22 protein-coding genes are annotated in these 19,967 nt (G+C 58.3%); 16 read left to right on the forward strand and 6 right to left on the reverse strand.

Annotated elements, in window-relative coordinates; translation table 11 throughout:
• Positions 1-2: 2 nt before the first annotated feature.
• The 5 genes from urtB to zinT are packed head-to-tail and all read left to right on the forward strand — an operon-like array spanning position 3 to position 4,849.
• Complete coding sequence (gene urtB, locus USG84_RS05355) at positions 3-1,577, forward strand: urea ABC transporter permease subunit UrtB (protein WP_151413743.1); 1,575 nt, start codon at positions 3-5, stop codon at positions 1,575-1,577.
• Positions 1,577-2,650 (forward strand): urea ABC transporter permease subunit UrtC, encoded by a 1,074-nt coding sequence (gene urtC, locus USG84_RS05360; RefSeq protein WP_061098228.1) that lies wholly within the window; start codon positions 1,577-1,579, stop codon positions 2,648-2,650. Before urtB ends, urtC begins: the two co-directional genes overlap by 1 nt.
• Positions 2,650-3,447, forward strand: coding sequence for an urea ABC transporter ATP-binding protein UrtD (gene urtD, locus USG84_RS05365; RefSeq protein ID WP_253541981.1), 798 nt, complete (start codon positions 2,650-2,652; stop codon positions 3,445-3,447). The genes urtC and urtD overlap by 1 nt, the downstream gene beginning before the upstream one ends.
• Before the next feature lie 9 nt (positions 3,448-3,456).
• The gene (gene urtE, locus USG84_RS05370; RefSeq protein ID WP_126818165.1) at positions 3,457-4,155 is read left to right on the forward strand and encodes an urea ABC transporter ATP-binding subunit UrtE; all 699 of its coding nucleotides are present in this window, start codon (positions 3,457-3,459) and stop codon (positions 4,153-4,155) included.
• Between the two features lie 52 nt (positions 4,156-4,207).
• The gene (zinT, locus tag USG84_RS05375) at positions 4,208-4,849 is read left to right on the forward strand and encodes a metal-binding protein ZinT (RefSeq protein WP_151413742.1); all 642 of its coding nucleotides are present in this window, start codon (positions 4,208-4,210) and stop codon (positions 4,847-4,849) included.
• A gap of 46 nt (positions 4,850-4,895) precedes the next feature.
• Here the strand turns inward: zinT and ydeE are convergent, their stop codons facing one another.
• Positions 4,896-6,089 carry an efflux MFS transporter YdeE gene (ydeE, locus tag USG84_RS05380; protein ID WP_151413741.1) on the reverse strand — a complete coding sequence of 398 codons (1,194 nt, stop codon included), beginning with the start codon at positions 6,087-6,089 and terminating at the stop codon, positions 4,896-4,898.
• A 195-nt stretch (positions 6,090-6,284) separates the two neighbouring features.
• On the opposite strand from ydeE, the gene eamA reads away from it, so the two are divergent.
• Positions 6,285-7,184 (forward strand): O-acetylserine/cysteine exporter, encoded by a 900-nt coding sequence (gene eamA, locus USG84_RS05385; RefSeq protein ID WP_253541985.1) that lies wholly within the window; start codon positions 6,285-6,287, stop codon positions 7,182-7,184.
• A 38-nt stretch (positions 7,185-7,222) separates the two neighbouring features.
• Here the strand turns inward: eamA and marB are convergent, their stop codons facing one another.
• From marB to marR, 3 genes are read right to left on the reverse strand one after another with little or no spacing between them, the layout of a single operon-like run.
• On the reverse strand, positions 7,223-7,441 hold the full coding sequence (gene marB, locus USG84_RS05390) for a multiple antibiotic resistance protein MarB (protein WP_028013138.1): 219 nt from the start codon (positions 7,439-7,441) through the stop codon (positions 7,223-7,225).
• 33 nt (positions 7,442-7,474) lie between these two features.
• On the reverse strand, positions 7,475-7,855 hold the full coding sequence (gene marA / locus USG84_RS05395; RefSeq protein ID WP_008502237.1) for an MDR efflux pump AcrAB transcriptional activator MarA: 381 nt from the start codon (positions 7,853-7,855) through the stop codon (positions 7,475-7,477).
• A 21-nt stretch (positions 7,856-7,876) separates the two neighbouring features.
• Positions 7,877-8,311, reverse strand: coding sequence for a multiple antibiotic resistance transcriptional regulator MarR (gene marR / locus USG84_RS05400; protein ID WP_028013139.1), 435 nt, complete (start codon positions 8,309-8,311; stop codon positions 7,877-7,879).
• Between the two features lie 256 nt (positions 8,312-8,567).
• Between marR and USG84_RS05405 the strand changes: the two genes are divergently transcribed.
• A complete protein-coding gene (locus USG84_RS05405; protein WP_061098222.1) occupies positions 8,568-9,233 on the forward strand; it encodes a MarC family NAAT transporter in 666 nt (221 codons plus the stop codon).
• 27 nt (positions 9,234-9,260) lie between these two features.
• Here the strand turns inward: USG84_RS05405 and USG84_RS05410 are convergent, their stop codons facing one another.
• On the reverse strand, positions 9,261-10,457 hold the full coding sequence (locus tag USG84_RS05410) for a sugar transporter (RefSeq protein ID WP_151413739.1): 1,197 nt from the start codon (positions 10,455-10,457) through the stop codon (positions 9,261-9,263).
• 177 nt (positions 10,458-10,634) lie between these two features.
• Between USG84_RS05410 and USG84_RS05415 the strand changes: the two genes are divergently transcribed.
• The 3 genes from USG84_RS05415 (at position 10,635) to USG84_RS05425 (ending at position 12,818) form a co-directional block, all read left to right on the forward strand.
• Entirely contained in the window at positions 10,635-11,423 is a 789-nt protein-coding gene (locus USG84_RS05415) for a PhzF family phenazine biosynthesis protein (RefSeq protein WP_151413738.1), read from the forward strand.
• A gap of 26 nt (positions 11,424-11,449) precedes the next feature.
• Positions 11,450-12,244, forward strand: coding sequence for a PhzF family phenazine biosynthesis protein (locus USG84_RS05420; protein WP_151413737.1), 795 nt, complete (start codon positions 11,450-11,452; stop codon positions 12,242-12,244).
• A gap of 91 nt (positions 12,245-12,335) precedes the next feature.
• Positions 12,336-12,818, forward strand: a complete 483-nt coding sequence (locus tag USG84_RS05425) for a GNAT family N-acetyltransferase (RefSeq protein WP_061098218.1) — start codon at positions 12,336-12,338, stop codon at positions 12,816-12,818.
• On the opposite strand, the gene ptrR is transcribed toward USG84_RS05425, so the two are convergent.
• Positions 12,772-13,650 carry a putrescine utilization regulator PtrR gene (ptrR, locus tag USG84_RS05430; RefSeq protein WP_063438018.1) on the reverse strand — a complete coding sequence of 293 codons (879 nt, stop codon included), beginning with the start codon at positions 13,648-13,650 and terminating at the stop codon, positions 12,772-12,774. The two genes, USG84_RS05425 and ptrR, sit on opposite strands and share 47 nt — an antisense overlap.
• Before the next feature lie 98 nt (positions 13,651-13,748).
• Here ptrR and sad point away from each other — a divergent pair, with 98 nt between their 5' ends.
• From sad to USG84_RS05460, 6 genes are all read left to right on the forward strand, one after another.
• A complete protein-coding gene (gene sad, locus USG84_RS05435; protein WP_253541990.1) occupies positions 13,749-15,137 on the forward strand; it encodes a succinate-semialdehyde dehydrogenase in 1,389 nt (462 codons plus the stop codon).
• Positions 15,138-15,244: 107 nt separating this feature from the next.
• A complete protein-coding gene (locus USG84_RS05440) occupies positions 15,245-16,834 on the forward strand; it encodes a methyl-accepting chemotaxis protein (RefSeq protein WP_253541993.1) in 1,590 nt (529 codons plus the stop codon).
• A 64-nt stretch (positions 16,835-16,898) separates the two neighbouring features.
• Complete coding sequence (gene glsB, locus USG84_RS05445; RefSeq protein WP_059355133.1) at positions 16,899-17,825, forward strand: glutaminase B; 927 nt, start codon at positions 16,899-16,901, stop codon at positions 17,823-17,825.
• The gene (locus tag USG84_RS05450; protein WP_151413736.1) at positions 17,825-18,187 is read left to right on the forward strand and encodes a DUF4186 domain-containing protein; all 363 of its coding nucleotides are present in this window, start codon (positions 17,825-17,827) and stop codon (positions 18,185-18,187) included. The genes glsB and USG84_RS05450 overlap by 1 nt, the downstream gene beginning before the upstream one ends.
• Before the next feature lie 119 nt (positions 18,188-18,306).
• Complete coding sequence (locus USG84_RS05455; RefSeq protein ID WP_151413735.1) at positions 18,307-19,272, forward strand: sensor domain-containing diguanylate cyclase; 966 nt, start codon at positions 18,307-18,309, stop codon at positions 19,270-19,272.
• Positions 19,273-19,354: 82 nt separating this feature from the next.
• A complete protein-coding gene (locus USG84_RS05460) occupies positions 19,355-19,882 on the forward strand; it encodes a GNAT family N-acetyltransferase (protein ID WP_061098212.1) in 528 nt (175 codons plus the stop codon).
• The last annotated feature ends 85 nt before the right edge of the window (positions 19,883-19,967 follow it).

Genomic DNA, 19,967 nt, shown 5'->3' on the forward strand with positions numbered 1-19,967 from the left:
TCATGAACGCCATGCGCATGTTCATCGCTCTTGTATGGCTTTCCGGACTGCTGCCAGGGATGGCGCAGGCATCGGATGCCGATCGTTTTGTTGCCGCCAGCCGCGGCCAGCAGGCGGAACTCCTCGCGCAGTGGGCCGCCGCGCCGGATGCCGCCAGGCTTCCGCTGCTTCAGTCCCTGCAAAAGGAAAACCTGTATACCGACAGCCAAAAGCACGCCTTTGCGCAGCGTAACGGCGAAATGGTTTCGCTCGGTGAAGCCCGCGTGGCCGAAGGGCAAACCAAAGCCGTACGCCTGACCAACCGGCTGCGCGTGCTGGCCGCAACGGCCATTGCCACGCACCAGCTTGTTAGTGACAGCGTCACGGAAAGGCGGGCTGCAGCCCGTCAGCTCCAGCGTGATGCCCAGCCCGACATGCTCGCTTTTCTGGAAAAGCGCGCTGGGGATGAAACGGACGCCGTAGCGCGTCAGGCGCTGCTGCTGGCGGTGGCAAACCTCCAGCTGGCGAGCCCGCAGCCGGAGGTGCGCCGCAGGGCCGTTGAACTGCTGGGCCAGTCAGACGATCCGGACGTGCAGTCCAGACTCACGCCATTTACCCAGGCGCAGACCGAGCCGGACGCCGGCGTGCGCGCGGCCGCAGAAGAGAGCCTTAGCCAGATTACGCATCGCCTGATGTGGGGCGATCTGCTGGGCCAGGCGTTTATGGGGCTTTCTCTGGGGTCGGTGCTGCTGCTGGCCGCGCTTGGGCTCGCGATCACCTACGGTCTGCTGGGCGTTATCAATATGGCGCACGGCGAGATGCTGATGCTGGGGGCGTACGCCACGTGGATGGTGCAGCAGGCAATGGCCGGGCTTGCGCCCCAGTGGCTGGCGCTCTATCCCGTTATCGCGCTGCCGGTAGCGTTCTGCGTGACGGCGGGCATCGGAATGGTGCTGGAGCGCACCGTGATCCGTCACCTGTACGGTCGTCCGCTGGAAACGCTGCTGGCGACCTGGGGGATCAGCCTGATGCTCATCCAGCTGGTGCGCATGACCTTTGGTGCCCAGAACCTGGAGGTGGCAAACCCGGCATGGCTTTCCGGCGGGGTGCAGGTTTTTGCCAACCTGACGCTGCCGTGGAACCGCATCGTGGTGCTGGGCTTTGTGCTGATGGTGCTGTTCTTCACCTGGCTGATTCTGAATAAAACGCGTCTTGGCCTGAACGTGCGCGCGGTGACGCAAAACCGCAGCATGGCCGCCTGCTGCGGGGTACCGACCGGGCGCGTCGATATGCTGGCGTTCGGGCTGGGCTCAGGGATCGCCGGGTTAGGCGGCGTGGCGTTATCCCAGCTTGGTAACGTCGGGCCGGAGCTTGGTCAGGGTTACATCATCGACTCGTTCCTCGTTGTCGTTCTCGGTGGCGTAGGCCAGCTGGCAGGCAGCGTGGCGGCCGCGTTCGGGCTGGGCATTTTCAATAAAATCCTCGAGCCGCAGATGGGTGCGGTGCTGGGCAAGATCGTGATTCTGGTGGCGATCGTCCTGTTTATCCAGAAGCGCCCTCAGGGGCTGTTTGCGCTGAAAGGGAGGGTGATTGACTGATGAGCCAGCCGCTGACCTTAACGCTGGCGCGTAAAGCGCCGCGCGTAACGCAGATTGCCGGCAGCCTGCTTGTGGCGTGTCTGCTGATATTACCGTTTTTCGCCCTGCTGCCCGCCACGCATCCGCTGGCGCTGTCGACCTGGATGCTGACGCTCATCGGCAAGATCCTCTGCTATGCCGTCGTTGCGGTGGCGCTGGATCTGGTGTGGGGCTACGCCGGCATGCTCTCTCTTGGGCACGGCATCTTCTTCGCCTTGGGCGGCTATGCGATGGGCATGTACCTGATGCGCCAGGCGTCAGGCGACGGCCTGCCCGCGTTTATGTCGTTTCTCTCCTGGAGCGAGCTGCCGTGGTTCTGGTGGGGTACCCAGCACTTTGCCTGGGCGCTGGTGCTGATCGTGATGGTGCCGGGCCTGCTGGCGCTGGTGTTTGGCTGGTTTGCCTTCCGCTCGAAGATCAAAGGTGTCTACTTCTCGATTATGACCCAGGCGCTGACCTACGCGGGCATGCTGCTGTTCTTTCGCAACGAAACCGGCTTTGGCGGCAATAACGGCTTTACCGGCTTCACCACGCTGCTCGGGTTTTCGGTTACGGAAACGGCCACCCGCATCGCGCTGTTTCTGGCAACCGTGCTGCTGCTGCTCCTGGCGTTGGGCAGCGGATTCGCGCTGGCGAAGAGCAAGTTTGGCCGCATCCTGACCGCCGTGCGCGACGCGGAAAACCGCCTGACGTTCTGCGGGTACGATCCGCGCGGGTTCAAGCTGCTGGTGTGGACGCTCTCTGCCGTGCTGTGCGGCCTGGCGGGGGCGCTGTACGTTCCCCAGGTCGGCATTATTAACCCCGGTGAGATGTCGCCGACCAACTCAATAGAAGCCGCTATCTGGGTGGCGCTGGGCGGGCGCGGCACGCTGGTGGGCCCGGTGATTGGCGCGGCGCTGGTCAACGGGGCGAAGAGCTTCTTTACCGTCGCCATGCCGGAGTACTGGCAGCTGTTTCTGGGGCTGATTTTTATTGCCGTCACGCTGTTCCTGCCGCGCGGCGTCTACGGTCTGTTGCGTAAGGGAGAGAAATAATGCAGCAAACGGAAGGATTATTTACCCGCCAGTTGCCCGGCGATCGCTATCGGGACCAGACCGACCCGGTGCTTCAGCTTGAGGCCATCAGCGTCAGTTTTGATGGATTTCAGGCGCTGACGGATCTCTCCCTGAATATCGGCGTGGGCGAGCTGCGCTGCGTGATTGGCCCCAACGGAGCCGGTAAAACCACGCTGATGGACGTGATTACCGGTAAAACTCGGCCAAAGAGCGGTAGAGCCATTTACGACCAGTCTATCGACCTGACCGCGCTGGAGCCTGCGGCCATTGCCCGTAAGGGGATTGGCCGAAAATTCCAGAAGCCCACGGTCTTTGAAGCGCTGACGGTGTGGGAGAACCTTGAGATCGCCATGAAAACCGATAAATCCGTCTGGGCGAGCCTGCGGGCAAAACTCAACGGCGAGCAGCGGGACCGCATTGACGAGATGCTGGTTCTTCTGCGCCTTGGCAGCGAGCGGGACCGTCGCGCGGGGCTGCTTTCGCACGGGCAAAAGCAGTTCCTGGAGATCGGCATGCTGCTGGTGCAGGACCCACACCTGCTGCTGCTGGATGAACCCGCCGCCGGGATGACCGACGCGGAAACGGAATACACCGCCGAGCTGTTCAAAACCCTGGCGGGCAAGCATTCCCTGATGGTGGTGGAGCACGACATGGGCTTTGTTGAAACGATTGCCGACCACGTCACGGTACTGCATCAGGGACGCGTGCTGGCGGAAGGCTCGCTTCGCGAGGTGCAGGCCAACGAGCAGGTGATTGAGGTCTATCTGGGGCGCTAAGGAGCGATGATGTTACAGGTTAACGAACTGAATCAGTACTACGGTGGCAGCCATATCCTGCGCGGCGTGAGCTTTGAAGCCGCCACCGGTGAAGTCACCTGCCTGCTGGGGCGCAACGGCGTAGGCAAAACCACGCTGCTGAAGTGCCTGATGGGGCTGATCCCGGCGAAAACCGGGGAGGTCATCTGGCAGGGTAAAACGATCACCCACAGCAGGCCGCACCAGCGGGTGCAGTCTGGCGTGGCGTATGTCCCGCAGGGCCGCGAGATTTTCCCGCGCCTGACCGTGGAAGAGAACCTTCTGCTGGGGCTGTCGCGTTTTTCCGCCCGCGAGGCAAAGCAGGTTCCTGACGAGATTTGGCAGCTGTTCCCGGTTCTCAAAGAGATGAAGCACCGCCGCGGGGGCGATCTCTCCGGCGGGCAACAGCAGCAGCTGGCGATTGGTCGCGCGCTGGCGAGCCGTCCGCAGCTGCTGATTCTGGACGAACCGACCGAAGGCATACAGCCTTCCGTCATCAAAGAGATTGGCCAGGTGATCCGCACCCTGGCAAACAGAGGCGATATGGCAATCCTGCTGGTCGAGCAGTTTTACGACTTTGCCGCCGAGCTGGCCGACAGCTATCTCCTGATGTCCCGCGGCACCATAATCCAGCGCGGGAGGGGCGAAAATATGGAGCAGGAGGGCGTTCGCGGACTGGTTGCGATCTGAAATGTTATAATATAACATTCTAATTCTTATAAAACGGAATGAGGGCGTTACTTTGGCTGCACATATTGGGAAATTTGCCATGACTCTGGGGGCGCTGCTGGTCAGCGGCCAGCTGTTTGCTCACTCGCACGGCCATCAGATGACCGAAGCGGAACAGAAGGCGGCAAACGGCGTGTTTGAGGATAAAGACGTAAAGGACAGAGCGCTGTCCGACTGGGACGGCACCTGGCAGTCGGTTTATCCGTTCCTGCTGGACGGCTCGCTGGATCCGGTCTTCAAACAGAAAGCGCAGAAGGATAAAAGCAAAACCTTTGACGAGGTGAAAGCTTACTACCGCAAGGGATATGCCACGGACGTGGATGCCATCGGCATTGAAAATAACGTAATGGAATTCCACAGAGGCAAGGCGGTCAGCAGCTGTCAGTATGCTTACAGCGGTTACAAAATTCTGACCTACGCATCGGGCAAAAAAGGCGTTCGCTATCTGTTTGAGTGTAAGGATGCCGGCAGCAAGGCGCCGAAGTTCGTGCAGTTCAGCGACCACATCATCGGGCCGAAAGCCTCTTCGCACTTCCATATTTTTATGGGCAACACCTCCCACGAGGCGCTGCTGAAAGAGATGGATAACTGGCCGACCTATTATCCAAACGAGATGTACAAAGAGCAGGTGGTGGAGGAAATGCTGCACCACTGATGCGTTATTGCCGGGTGGCGGCTACGCCTTACCCGGCCTCTATTCTCTACGCCGCTTTGGGTGACTCGTTCCACGCCTTCACGCTCATTCCCCGCAAAATCATCAGCCAGGCAATGACGATGGCAACCATCATGATTGCAAACAGCGACCAGTGCGGCAGGTTGGTCAGGATAATGCCGGTGATCATCGGGTTTGCCGCCGCCCCGAGCCAGCCCAGCGCCTGTGCGGAAAAATAGCTCGCCTTCATCCCCGGCGGGGCGATGTTGTCGATCAGCATGTATTCACCCGGTGCGTAGATAATCTCACCCAGCGTAAAGATGGCGGCGGCGATGCCCCAGTAAATCAGGTTCTCCCCGGAGAGCATAAAGCCTCCCAGCCCCAGGATAAAAAACAGCGTTGCGGCGGTCATTAAAGGCCGAATATTGCTGGCAGAGATCTTGCGCCCCAGCGCGTACTGCAGCGTAACCACCACGGCGGCGTTAACGGGCAGCACCACGGCGACCACCTTCTGGGCAAAATCGCTGTCGGCATTGGCGGCCAGCACGTACTGCGAAATGCAGCTGGCGAACGATCCGCCCACGTAAGACGCGAGCAGGCCGGAGAGGGTGAACCAGAACAGGGCGCGGTCTTTCAGCAGCACCGACGGCTGCCAGGGCATCTTCTCCTCGGCGGTATCCAGCGCGACGCTTTTTTGCACGAAGAAATGAATAAACCCGAGCGGCAGCGCGGCGCAGAAGGCCGCCAGCCAGAACGGCAGCTGCAGGCTGTACATCACCAACAGGGTGCCAATCGGCGGCCCGATCGTCCAGCCAATGTTCAGGAAGCTGTAGTTGAGCGAGAAGACGCGCGCTTTCTGGCTGTAGGTCAGCACGTCCGAGAACCAGGCTTTCAGCACCGTCGAAAAGACGGAATAGGCGCAGTTGATCAGGGAAAAGAACAGCACCACCAGGGTGACGTTATCCACCAGCGGGATCGCGACAAACCCGGCGATAAAAGCCACGATCGCGATCAGCATGTAGCGTTTTTTATCAAACTTATCGGCCAGAATGCCAAATCCCAGGCTGAACACCACGCCAACGGTCAGCGCAATCGTCAGGGCATAACCAATATTCTCGACGCTCATGTTAAACACGCGCGTGAGATAAATGGTCATGAACGGCAGCGTTGCCCCCCGACCGATGGTTAATAACAATGACGATGCCAGCAGCGCTGCGGTTGAGCGCCTGAGAGATGGTTTCATTTTCCTGCCCGACGGTTGCTTATGCTTTTTTTTAGACGTGTGTTAACAGGATTACCATGACATAAGGGGCTTGTATAGCACCCGATTTATCCCTAAGTGCTTCAGCTGCCTGCCAGAAATAATGATCTTCTCGCGGCACACTTTTTTCTGTTACCTTGAAGTGTTAACAAATTATTAATAATTCAGGGGCAGGGTATGACGCGTAAAGACGGACTGCTGGCGTTGCTGGTGGTCGTGGTATGGGGGCTCAATTTTGTGGTCATCAAGCTGGGATTGCACAACATGCCCCCGCTGATGCTGGCCGGTTTGCGTTTTATGCTGGTGGCGTTCCCGGCGCTCTTTTTCGTCGCCCGTCCGAAAATCCCGTTGAAACTCCTGCTGGGCTACGGTCTGACCATCAGCTTTGGCCAGTTCGCGTTTCTCTTCTGCGCCATCAAGTTCGGCATGCCGGCCGGTCTTGCCTCGCTGGTGCTACAGGCGCAGGCGTTCTTTACCATCATTCTCGGCGCGTTCGTCTTTGGCGAACGTCTGCAGGGCAAACAGCTGGCGGGGATAACGCTCGCGGTGTTTGGCGTGCTGGTGCTGATTGAAGCCAGCCTGAACGGTCAGGATGTGGCGCTGCTCGGGTTTATGCTCACGCTGGCGGCGGGGCTGAGCTGGGCGTGCGGCAATATTTTCAACAAGCTGATTATGCAGCACGAGGCGAGGCCTCAGGTGATGTCCCTGGTGGTCTGGAGCGCACTGATCCCGATAATCCCGTTTCTGGCGGCGTCGTTTATTCTGGATGGCCCGGAGGTGATGCTGAAAAGCCTGGTCGAGATCGATCTGACCACGATCCTTTCTCTTATCTATCTGGCGTTTGTCGCCACCATCGTGGGCTACGGGATCTGGGGCTCGCTGCTGGGGCGCTATGAGACCTGGCGCGTCGCGCCGCTGTCTTTGCTGGTTCCGGTGGTGGGGCTTGCCAGTGCGGCGATACTGCTGGACGAAACGCTGAGCGCGCTGCAGCTGCTCGGTGCCGTGCTGATCATGGCCGGGCTGTACATCAACGTGTTTGGCCTGCGGGTTCGCCGGGCGGCGCGGGTAAGGGGATAGGGCATAAAAAAGCCCCGCATCTGCGGGGCAAAAACGAATCAGAGGCCGTGCTGATTATAATAAGGCACGCCTAATTCGTCGGATTTGTCGCTACCAGCACCCATGTGGTTGAAATCATAAGGCGACTGGTCATGTGCTGACGGCAAAATCATCGTGTCATGATTATTTTGCTGCGTTGCACCTGGGGTTTGCTCCGCGAAGGTCTGGCTGGAAAACAGCACCAGCAAGGCGAGGGCGGCGGAGGCGGTAACTTTCATTTTTTCCTCGGTTACGTCTTTTACAGGCGATGATTAACTACAGTGTTTTAACGGATACAGGTAACGGGATTCACCCGGCACGCTGGTGATTCGGTACTTATGAGGCGGCACGTCAAAATAGTTCTTGAACGTACGCGTGAGGGTTTGCTGTGATTCAAATCCGTAACGCTCCGCCAGATAAAGGATCGGTTCATTGCTTTCTTTCAGCTTCTGGGCAATTTCCGTCAGCTTGCGGCTGCGAATATATTGACCTAATGAATGACCGGTCTCTTTTTTGAACATCCGTTGCAGGTGCCATTTGGAGTAACCTGAACGCTCTGACACTTTTTCAAGGGAGAGCGGCGATTCCAGGTTATCTTCGATCCAGTCCAAAATGCTATGAATAGTGATAGCGTCAGTATTGCGTCTGGACATCGTCATACCTCTTTTTTCTGTTTACGGCAGTATTTTCTTCAGCAAAAGCTCAAGGGTTGCCACTTCATCTGCCGTTAAGTTTTTTGTTAGTTCCTGATGCAGTGTTTGTCCTACTAATTGATGACATTGCTCGCACATAGCCGCACCATCGCTGGTGAGCCTGACCAGTACGCCGCGTTTGTCATTCGGGTTAGGGCTTCGTTCTACCCATCCTTTGCAGACGAGACGATCGAGCATGCGGGTTAACGCACCCAGATCGACAGAGAGCACCTTTTTCAGCTCAACCGGCGTGATACACACTTCGCAGCGAATGGAACACAGCACTTTGAACTGTGTTGCGGTGATATCCAGCGGTGACAGGTAGTCATTGAGCAGGCGATCTTTTTTCTGGTTAACCATATGAATAAGACGACCCAGCGGAACAACGTCGTTAAAGATATCACTGGTGCTTTTCACAATGGTTGCCCTGGCAAGTAGTTTAATCACGGCAGATATTATTGCTCAGGCAAGTATAAGTCAACTGAATGAATCAGCCGATGCCACGAATTGCTAAAACGTTTCATGAACTCTTTTTGAAGGCTTTCAAATCATATAGATAACGACAGGTTATCTTTACCGGAAGAAAATAATCGTTACGTTGCGCGCATGGCTGAACGTCATGCTTTCACCCTATAATTGCGATGTGAAATGTGGATAAGGACAACGACGCACTATGTTGGATTTGATTAAAGCAATTGGGCTTGGGCTGGTGGTACTGCTGCCGTTGGCTAACCCGTTAACGACGGTGGCGCTTTTCCTCGGACTGGCAGGGAACATGAACAGCGCCGAGCGCAATCATCAGTCGATGATGGCTGCAGTGTATGTATTTGCCATCATGATGGTGGCCTATTACGCCGGACAGCTGGTGATGAACACCTTCGGGATTTCCATCCCTGGCCTGCGTATCGCCGGGGGGCTGATTGTGGCCTTTATCGGTTTCCGCATGCTGTTCCCGGCGCAAAAAGCGCACGAGTCGCCGGAGGCGGCCAGTAAATCCGAAGAGCTGGAAACTGAACCGAGTGCCAATATCGCTTTTGTACCGCTGGCTATGCCCAGCACGGCAGGGCCGGGTACCATCGCGATGATCATCAGCTCCGCGTCGACGGTGCGCGACAGCGCAACCTTCCCGGACTGGGTGCTGACGGTTGCGCCGCCGCTGATTTTTGCGATTATCGGGCTTACCGTCTGGGCGTCGCTGCGCAGCTCCGGTGCAATCATGCGCTGGGTAGGCAAGGGCGGTATCGAAGCGATTTCCCGCCTGATGGGCTTCTTGCTGGTCTGTATGGGCGTGCAGTTTATTATTAACGGCGTGCTGGAGATTATTAAGACTTATCATTGATGTGATTGCCGGGTGGCGCTGCACACGTCACCCGTGCTGCCCCTGTTCCTCCAGCGCCACCGGCCACTTGCGGAAGATGAGTACCGACCAGATCAGCGCCACCAGGGCCGGAATCGCCCCCAGATAGCCAATCGCCGACATCGACACGTGCAGGCTAATCTGATTGCCCACCAGCGCCCCCGCGCCAATCCCCAGATTGAATATCCCCGAGAACAGCGACATCGCCACGTCCGTGGCATCCGGCGCCAGTGCCAGGACTTTCACCTGCATGCCGAGACCAATAATCATGATCGCCACGCCCCAGAACAGGCTCAGGATCGCCAGCTGGCTTTCGCTGCCTGACGCAGGCAGCAGCAGCACCAGGCACGCCAGCAGCAGGCCGATGGCGCTGCTCACAAGCGTGGAGGCATGCTGGTTACCCAGTTTGCCGAACAGCACGCTGCCAATAATGCCCGCGCCGCCGAGGATGAGCAGCAGGAGGGTGGCAAAGTTGGCGCTAAAGCCCGCGACCACCTGCACAAACGGTTCAATGTAGCTGTACGCCGTGTAGTGCGCGGTGACCACGATAACGGTGAGCAGGTAGATACTCAGCAGCGCCGGGCGACGCATCAACAGCGGCAGGCTTTTCAACGAGCCGGAGTGTTCGCTTGGTAGTTTTGGCAGCAGCTTAATCAGACACACCAGCGTCACCAGCGCGCCCATGCCGATGGCGAAGAAGGTGGTACGCCAGCCGAAGTATTGCCCTACGATGCGGCCAATCGGCAGACCCAGCACCATCGCCAGCGCGGTACCAGTGGCAATCAGGCTCAAGGCCTGGGCGCGTTTACCCGCCGGGGCGAGCCGAATAGCCAGCGACGCGGTGATCGACCAGAAGACCGCGTGGGCAAAAGCAATGCCGATGCGGCTAATGACCAGCACCGTAAAATTCCACGCCATAAACGACAGGACATGGCTGGCAATGAACAGGGCAAACAGGCCGATCAGCAGCCTGCGCCGCTCCATCTGGCTGGTGAGCAGCATAAACGGCAGCGACATCAGCGCTACCACCCAGGCGTAGATGGTCAACATAATGCCCACCTGCGCCGTTTCCATCTGGAAGCTTTCGGCTATGTCAGACAACAGCCCAACCGGAACAAATTCTGTGGTGTTAAAAATAAACGCGGCAATGGCCAGCGTGACCACGCGTAGCCACGCAACTCTGCGGGAAACTGTGTTCGTTGTCATAGGGATGTCGGAGATTCGTTGCTGGAAAGAAGAGGAGACGATCTTAAAACGTCGAACGGCGAAAACTCAATCATTATGTGACGCAGATCTCAATATTTACCTTATGAAAGCGGTAGCCGGAGGCGCTGTTTTCATTGAATATAAAAGTACAACACAGCAAAAACGGGCGGTAAGACAATGCAGGAGATTGATTTTTATCTGGTAGATGCGTTCAGCGATACCTCGTTCGGCGGCAATCCCGCGGCGGTTTGCCCGCTGAACGAATGGCTGCCGGATGAAACGTTACTGAAAATGGCGCAGCAGCATAACCAGTCGGAAACCGCATTTTTCGTCTGCACGAAAGGCGGCATTGAGCTACGCTGGTTTACCACGCTCACTGAAGTCAATCTCTGCGGCCACGCCACCCTGGCCGCCGCGCACGTTCTGTTTAATGAACTCGATTACCCCGACTCGCGGATCCACTTTGATACCGCCTCTGGCCGCCTGACGGTCAGCCGGGAGGGAGAATGGATGACGCTGGACTTCCCGGCGTGTCCGACCCGTGAAGAGACGCCGCCGCCGGAGATGCTTGCGGCGCTCGGTATCCACGATTACGTTGAAGCCCGCAAAGGCCGCGCCTGGGTGATTGTGCTGGAAAACCGCCAGCAGGTTGAAGCGCTTGCCCCGCGCTTTTCGGCGATGACGCCGGGCGAGCATAAGGTGAGCGTGACGGCACCGGGCGAAGGGGAATATGACTTTGTCAGCCGCTTCTTCTCGCCGGGCGTTTCCGTGCCGGAAGATCCGGTCACCGGATCCGCGCACACGATGCTGATCCCCTACTGGAGCGAAAAGCTGGGGAAAACGGCGATGTTTGCCCGTCAGGTCTCGACGCGCGGTGGGGATGTGCGCTGCGAGCTAAAAGGGGAGCGCGTATTGATGAGCGGTCAGGCGTCGTGCTACCTGAAAGGCACTGTGTATCTGCGCTAAAACTGATAACAAGAGAGGAAGAGACAATGCGGGAAATTGATTTTTATCTGGTGGATGCCTTCAGCGACAAAACCTTTGGCGGCAACGCGGCAGCGGTATGTCCTCTGGAAGAGTGGCTCCCGGACGAGACGCTTCTCAAAATGGCGCAGCAGCATAACCAGTCGGAGACCGCGTTTTTTGTGCGCACCGACGAAGGATTTGAACTGCGCTGGTTCACCACGCTGCATGAAATTAACCTCTGCGGGCATGCGACCCTCGCGGCATCACACGTTATTTTTGAGTATCTGGACTATCCGCATACGGAAATCCACTTTACCACGCGCTTCGTGGGCGAGCTGACGGTCAAACGCAGCGGCGACTGGCTGACGCTGAATTTCCCCGCGTGGTCGACGGAGGTCGTTGATAACCCACCGCCAGCGCTGTTTAGCGCGCTGGGCATCCCGGCGGCAAAAGAGGTGCGCGTCGGGCGAGACTACATCGTAGTGCTGGAGAGCCAGCAGCAGGTGGAGGCGCTAACGCCGGATATTGGGGCGATGGTTCCGCTGGATAAAATGGTCTGCGTGACCGCACCGGGCGAGGGGGAATATGATTTCGTCAGCCGCTTCTTCTGCCCGGGCGAAGGGGTGCCGGAAGATCCGGTTACCGGGTCCACGCACAGCATGCTGATCCCCTACTGGAGTGAAAGGCTGGGTAAGACGTCGCTTAACGCCCGCCAGGTGTCGTACCGCGGCGGGGATCTTCGCTGTGAGCTGAAGGGCGACCGCGTGCTGATTGGCGGCCAGGCCACGCTGTATCTGAAAGGGCGTATCTTCTTACGCTAGCCGGACAGGGCTATAAGTTAATACTATGAAGCACCCTGGCAGGGCTGCGCTATGTTGGAATTGAGTCTAAAAAACAAGCAAGGAGCCTGCCATGTATTCCATTACCTCTGAATCTGCCCGTCACCCTGACATTCTCAAACTGATAGCGGCGCTTGACCGCTATCAGAGCGAACTCTATCCCGCTGAGAGCAATCATCTGCTCGATCTGGCTGCGCTGCCGGAAACGTCGCTCATCCTGATGATCGTCCGCGACCAGCAGCTACAGGCCGTGGGCTGCGGGGCCATCGTGCTCAACGGCGACGGAACGGGGGAGATGAAGCGGGTCTATATCGATCCGGCCCATCGTGGGCAGCATCTCGGAGAGACGCTGCTGGCCGCCCTGGAAGACGAGGCCCTGAGCCGTCACTGCCACACGGTACGCCTGGAGACGGGTATCAAACAACCCGCCGCGATTCGTCTCTATGAACAGTGTGGATACGATGTGCGTCCGGCATTTCCCCCGTATGCTGACGACCCGCTCAGCCTGTTTATGGAGAAGGCGCTGGTTGAAGACGTTCGTTTAGCAGCGCTATAAACGCTTCCAGCTGGCGGGTCATCGCCCCGCGTCGCCACACCAGCCAGGTGGTGAGCCAGCGCCAGTTTTCCGCCAGCGGCCAGGCTTCAACCTGATGGTGGCCAGGCATACTCTCCAGCATTGAGCGCGGCATCAGCGCGATGCCCGCGCCCGCAATGACGCAGGCGAGCATGCCGTGATAGGACTCCATCTCATGAATGCGTCCCGGCGCGGCTCTGTCTGCATGAAACCAGCTCTCCAGGTGCCGGCGATACGAGCAGTTTGCGCGAAAGGCATAAACGTCGCTGCCGCTCACCTGCGCAGCGCGCGTCACCTCCGCCTGCCCGGCAGGGGTGACCAGCATCATCTCTTCCCGGTAGACCGGCATTCCTTCCAGCTCCGGGTGCGACAGCGGCCCGTCGACAAAGGCGGCGCTCAGGGTTCCCTCAAGTACGCCATCAATCATCGTCCCGGACGGCCCGGTAGAAAGGGCAAACTGGATGCGCGGATAGCGCTGGTTAAACTGCGCCAGCGTCTCAGGGATGCGCACGGCGGCGGTGCTCTCCAGCGCGCCGAGGGCAAAAAGCCCCTGCGGCTCATCGCCCGCGACGACCATGCGCGCTTCATCCACCAGCGCCAGGATCTGCCTGCTGTAGCGCAGGAAGTTATGTCCGGCGGGAGATAAGCGCAAACGCTGGTTTTCACGAATAAACAGCTCAACGCCAAGATCGGCCTCCAGCTGGCGGATGCGGGTCGTCAGATTCGAAGGAACGCGATGCACCTTCTGCGCCGCCTGGGTGATGCTTCCCGTCAGCGCGACGGCGTTAAACATTTCAAGCTGGGTTAAATCCATAGCATTCTCGTTTCGTGAATAAGGTGGTCAGTATTATTCATTTTTAAGAAATAGCAGAGTGAGCCACACTTAATCAACCGAAACGCGTGGAGAACATCATGAAATATTCATCTGCTACACATGCTTTGTCCGTTAACCCTGCAACGGGCGAAACGCTCGCCTCGTATCCGTGGGCGACGCAGGAAGAGGTTGAACGTGCCGTCGCGCTGGCTGATGCGGGCTTTCGTCAGTGGCGGCGCTTAAGCGTTGCCCACCGGGCGCAGAAGCTGCGGGATCTCGGCGCCGCGCTGCGCGGTCGCGCGGAAGAGATGGCCCGGATGATGTCCCGCGAGATGGGAAAACCCATTCAGCAGGCGCGAGCGGAAGTGGCGAAATCAGCCGGTCTCTGCGACTGGTATGCCGAACATGGCCCGGCGATGCTGAATGCTGAACCCACGCAGGTCGAGAATCACAACGCGGTCATTGAGTATCGCCCGCTGGGTCCGATTCTGGCGGTGATGCCGTGGAACTTCCCGCTCTGGCAGGTGCTGCGCGGCGCGGTGCCGATCCTGCTGGCGGGCAACAGCTATCTGCTCAAACACGCCCCCAACGTGCTCGGCTCGGCGGAACTTATCGCGCAGATTTTTGCGGACGCAGGTTTTCCTGAAGGCGTGTTCGGCTGGGTGAACGCCACCAATGACGGCGTAAGCCAGGCGATTAACGATCGCCGCATTGCGGCGGTGACCGTGACCGGCAGCGTGCGCGCCGGGGCCGCCATTGGCGCGCAGGCGGGGGCGGCGCTGAAAAAATGCGTTCTTGAGCTGGGAGGCTCTGACCCGTTCATCGTTCTCAACGACGCCGACCTGGATCTTGCCGTGAAGGCGGCGGTAGCAGGGCGCTACCAGAATACCGGGCAGGTGTGCGCTGCGGCCAAACGCTTCATTGTGGAAGCGGGTATTGCAGATACCTTTACCCGACGCTTCGTTGACGCCGTCGCCGCGTTAAAGATGGGCGCGCCGGATGAAGAAGAGAACTACCTTGGCCCGATGGCGCGCTATGACCTGCGCGATGAACTGCATCAACAGGTGCAGGCGAGCCTGGCTGAAGGGGCAACGCTGCTGCTGGGGGGAGAGAAAATCAGCGGTGAGGGGAATTATTACGCGCCAACCGTGCTGGCGAACGTCACCCCGTCAATGACGGCCTTCCGCCAGGAGCTGTTTGGTCCGGTTGCGGCCATTACGGTTGCGAAAGACGCGGCGCACGCCCTGGCGCTTGCCAACGACAGCGACTTTGGCCTCTCTGCCACGGTCTTCACCGCCGACGCAGCGCTTGCGGATAAATTCTCTCGCGAGCTGGAGTGCGGCGGGGTGTTTATCAACGGTTACAGCGCCAGCGACGCGCGCGTGGCCTTTGGCGGCGTGAAGAAGAGTGGCTTTGGCCGAGAGCTTTCCCATTTCGGGCTGCACGAATTCTGTAATGTGCAGACGGTGTGGAAGGATCGCGTGTAATTTTTTCGGCCCTCATCACGAGGGCCGTTGTCATTTATCTGCAATGGTTCTGTCATTTTCGTTTCGTAGACTCGCACGCGTATAACGTCTTGTTACTGAAGAAAATTATGAATCTAACGCAAATTTTTCGTCGTATTGCGCAGCGTCTTATCCCTCGCCAGTTTGGCCTGCTGACGGGTATCTTTTGTATTATTGGCCTTTTCTCCGCGCTGCAGCTCTCCTCATCCTTTCTGCTGAACGCTTCCCTGAAGGAGGCGCAGCGCAATGAACGGCAAAACCTGCTGGCGTATCAGCAGCAGAGCAAGCTGGATCTGGCGCGCGTCTCCCTGCTGGCGGCGAGCGATCTGCTCAACCGCTCCGGCGTCTGGTTTATGCAGGATAAAGAGACCGGCTCGGAGGGAAGTTGGCACAGCCTGATGGACGACGCGCAAAAGTCGCTGGCGGTTTCTCAGCAGGCGTGGAAGGCCTGGCTGGCGCTCAGCCCGCCAAAAGATGAGGCGCTGATTAACAGCTATCAGCTTTTCTACGATGCCATTAAAGAGCAATCGGAAGCGCTTGTCAGAACCAACTCCATTGATGCCTTTTTTGCCGTGCCGGCGCAGGCGTTTCAGACCGACTTTAACGACAACTACGCGCGCTATCAGCAGGCCAGCGAGAAGCAGGCCATGCAGGGGCGTCAGGCATTGATGGCGCAGCTTTCTGGTCTGCAAACGCTGTTCCTGCTGGCGCCGGTGCAGCTGCTCGCCATCGCCGTAGCCGTCTGGTTCGGCATGTCCAGGTGGGTGATTACGCCGCTGCGTCGGCTTATTGCGCACATCAACCGGCTGGCCGCCGGAGATCTCTCCGGCACGCCGCCAAACGTAATGCGCTTTAACCGGGAGACCGGGCAGCTCAGCGACAGCATTGCCACCATGCAGCGCGGCCTGCAGCAGCTGGTGACCCAGGTCAGCCACGCCACGGCCACGATGGTGGAGAACATTGGCTCCCTGGCAGAGGGAAACCAAAAGCTGTATCAGCAGTCGGCGCGTCAGGCCAGGGAGCTGGAGGAGGTGACAACGCATATCGCGGCGCTGGAAACCCACGTGGAAGGGAATACCGGCTATGCCCGGCTCGCCAGCTCGCGGGCGGATGAAGCGCGTCAGGCCGCGGTAGGAGGCGACCAGATGATGTCCACCGTGAATGCGTCCATGCAGGCGATCGTCGAGCGATCGTCAGAGATGCGCGGGATCGTGGCGATGATCGACAGCGTGGCGTTTCAGACAAACATTCTGGCGCTGAACGCCGCCATTGAGGCCGCCCATGCCGGGAACCAGGGGCGCGGGTTTGCCGTCGTCGCCCGGGAAGTCGGGCTCCTGGCGCGAAAGAGCAGCCACTCGACGCAGACCATTCAGGAGCTGATCAACCGCTCCGTGCAGGGCATTGAAGATGGCTCCCGCGCCGTGAATCTGATGGAAGAGAATTTGCAGCAGGTTACCGGTCTGGTGGGCAATTTAAGCAGTTTGCTGAATGAAATCTCTACCGCCACGCTCAGTCAGGGAGAGAGCATTCACCAGATGACGCGCCAGCTTCAGGCGCTAAATCAGGTCTCGCGCCAGACGGATTTGCTGGTCTCTGACGCCTCGGAGGCCTCAGAACGCCTGCAAAATCAGTCCGATCTTTTATTGCAGGCCGTTTCGCGTTTTCGTCTTAGCGCCTGACGCAATACATTAGCCTCTGTTATACTCGCAGCCCGTTTTAGCCTGAGGGCAAGGAGCAAAAAGAGTGGCTGCGGTCATCCATAATGAGATGCTGGACGAGATTCTGGCGCAGGTTCGTCCGTTATTGGGAAAGGGGAAGGTGGCCGACTACATTCCGGCCCTTGCCTCGGTGAGCGGGAATAAGCTGGGCATCGCTATCTGTACCATAGACGGACAGCGATTCCAGGCAGGCGATGCCACGGAACGTTTCTCCATTCAGTCTATTTCTAAAGTGCTGAGTCTGGTCGCGGCGATGCGCCAGTACGAGGAAGAGGAGATCTGGCAGCGCGTGGGAAAAGATCCGTCCGGCCAGCCCTTTAACTCACTGCTTCAGCTCGAAATCGAGCAGGGTAAACCGCGTAACCCCTTTATCAACGCCGGGGCGCTGGTGGTCTGCGATATGCTGCAAAGCCGCCTCAGCGCACCGCGTCAGCGAATGCTTGAGATCGTTCGTCAGCTCTCGGGCGTGGACGACATTGCCTATGATTCGGTGGTGGCGCGCTCGGAGTTTGAACACTCCGCCCGCAACGCGGCTATCGCCTGGCTGATGAAATCCTTCGGTAACTTCCACAACGACGTGGCGACCGTGCTGCAAAACTACTTCCATTACTGCGCCCTGAAGATGAACTGCGTTGAGCTGGCCCAGACGTTTCTGTTCCTTGCGCACCAGGGGCACGCGCCGCATCTCGATCAGGAGGTGGTTTCCCCGCTTCAGGCGCGTCAGGTTAACGCCCTGATGGCAACCAGCGGCATGTATCAGAACGCCGGGGAGTTTGCCTGGCGGGTTGGCCTTCCGGCGAAATCGGGCGTTGGCGGCGGGGTGGTGGCGATTGTGCCGCACGAAATGGCGATTGCCGTCTGGAGCCCGGAGCTGGATGAAACGGGAAATTCACTTGCCGGCGTGGCGGTTCTGGAGAAGCTGACCCAACGTCTGGGACGTTCCGTATACTGATGTCTGACCTGGATCCTCTCTTTTCCCGCCTGGCGCGATCGACGTTTCGCTCGCGCTTCCGCCTGGGCAATAAGGAACGACAGTACTGCTGGGACAAAGGCCCCGAAACCATTGACCAGCATGCCGCCGATTTTGTCGCTAAACGCCTTGCACCCGCGCAACCGGCAAACGACGGCAAGCAGACGCCCATGCGCGGCCACCCGGTGTTTATCGCCCAGCACGCCACCGCGACCTGCTGCCGGGGCTGTCTGGCAAAATGGCATAACATTCCCCAGGGCGTGCAGCTGAGCGAGCAGCAGCAACATTATATCGTCAGCGTGATCCACCACTGGCTGGTGTTACACATGAACGCCCAAATTTGACGAGACTTCCATATGGAGTGATTACCAGCGCCCGGGCGGCGGACGAACAGGATGTTGTCATACTGACAATGTCTCTGTTTAAGCTACGCTTTGAGTAACGCTTTACGTCAGGAGACATTATGAAAGCACCTGCAACACCTGAAAATGAAATTGACAGACTTCACGCGCTGCGCGAATCGGGTCTGCTTGAGATTGACAGTTCCCCGGCGTTTGACCGCTTAACGCGTCTGGCAAAACGCTTTTTCCAGGTACCGCTGGCAATGGTCAACCTTATTGATGAGCATACGCTGATCGTTAAGTCGGCGGATGGGCAGGCACCCGATTCCGTTCCGCGCAACATCTCTTTTTGTGGCCATACCATCCTCACCGAAGCCCCGCTGATCGTCGGGGATATGCTTCAGGACGATCGTTTTGCGGATAACCCGCTGGTGGCCGGCGAACCTCGCGTGCGGTTTTACGCAGGCTTTCCGCTGCGCTTGCGCAACGGTGCAAGCGTTGGCTCGCTTTGCCTGATTGACTACGCACCGCGGGAGTTCTCAGCGGCCGATCTCGCCGTGCTGGGGGATTTGGGCGCGCTTGCTGAAGATGAGTTTGCGGCAATCAGCGCGGCGACCACGGATGAATTGACCGGATTATTCAACCGACGGGGCTTTAATCAGCTCGTGCGGTTCACGCTCTCCATCGCCCGACGCCGGGCTGAGCCGTTAACGCTCGGCTGGCTGGATCTGGATCGTTTCAAGGAGATTAACGATCGCTACGGGCACGAAGAGGGGGATAAGGCGTTAAAAACCATGGCGCAGCTGATGCGTGCCTCTTTCCGCGAAGCGGATCTGCTGGTTCGTTTCGGTGGCGATGAGTTTGCCGTGCTGTTTGCCGATACGGATGAGAAGGGCGCGTGGATTGCCATGCAGTATCTCGCCGAGCAGGTCGAAAACTACAATGCGCGCAAGCTACATCCGTGGTCGCTTCTGTTCTCCTGGGGGCTCAGCGAATTCGATCATAACGGCAACGACCTGCAGCAGTGGCTCAAAGATGCCGATGAAAAAATGTATGCCATGAAGCAGCAGCGGCAGCGGGCCAGATGACATAACAAAAGCGTATGACCGTTCCGTTTGCGTTAATAAAATGTTAAATGCAAAGTGAGGGTATTCAACGTAAGGACAAAAAATGAATACCTCACTGCAAATCAAAAACCTCACCCGCGACGACATTCTCACCCATCTTGATGCGCTGGCCGAAATCCTCGAAAACTGCGTTAACGGCGGCGCATCCGTCAGCTTTATGCTGCCCTTTAACCTGGAGAAGGCCCGTTCATTCTGGCTCGGCATAGCTGACAGCGTAGGGCGCAACGAGCGCGTTGTGCTGGCGAGTATTGATCCGCAGGAGGGCGTTATAGGCACGGTACAATTGATTACCGACCAGCCGGAAAACCAGCCGCACCGTGCGGATGTTGCAAAGCTGCTGGTTCATGAAAAAGCGCGTCGCAAAGGAGCCGCAATGGCGCTGATGGAAGCGCTGGAAGCTGAGGCCCGGGCCAGAAACATTTCGGTTCTGGTGCTCGATACCTCCACCGGCAGCGGCGCCGAAACCTTCTACCAGCGCGCCGGCTGGCAAAAGGTCGGTGAGATCCCGCGCTACGCCCTGATGCCGGACGGCGCCCTGACGGCCACGTCAGTGTTCTATAAATTCTTATAATTTTTCACAACCACGCCGGGGATTGATCGAAACAGGGTTTCTGGTCGTAAAGTTTTGATAAGTTATCGTACCAATCTTATCAGGC

This window comes from Enterobacter sp. 168J2, from assembly GCF_034107265.1.
In the GTDB taxonomy this organism is placed as follows: Bacteria; Pseudomonadota; Gammaproteobacteria; order Enterobacterales; family Enterobacteriaceae; genus Enterobacter; species Enterobacter nematophilus.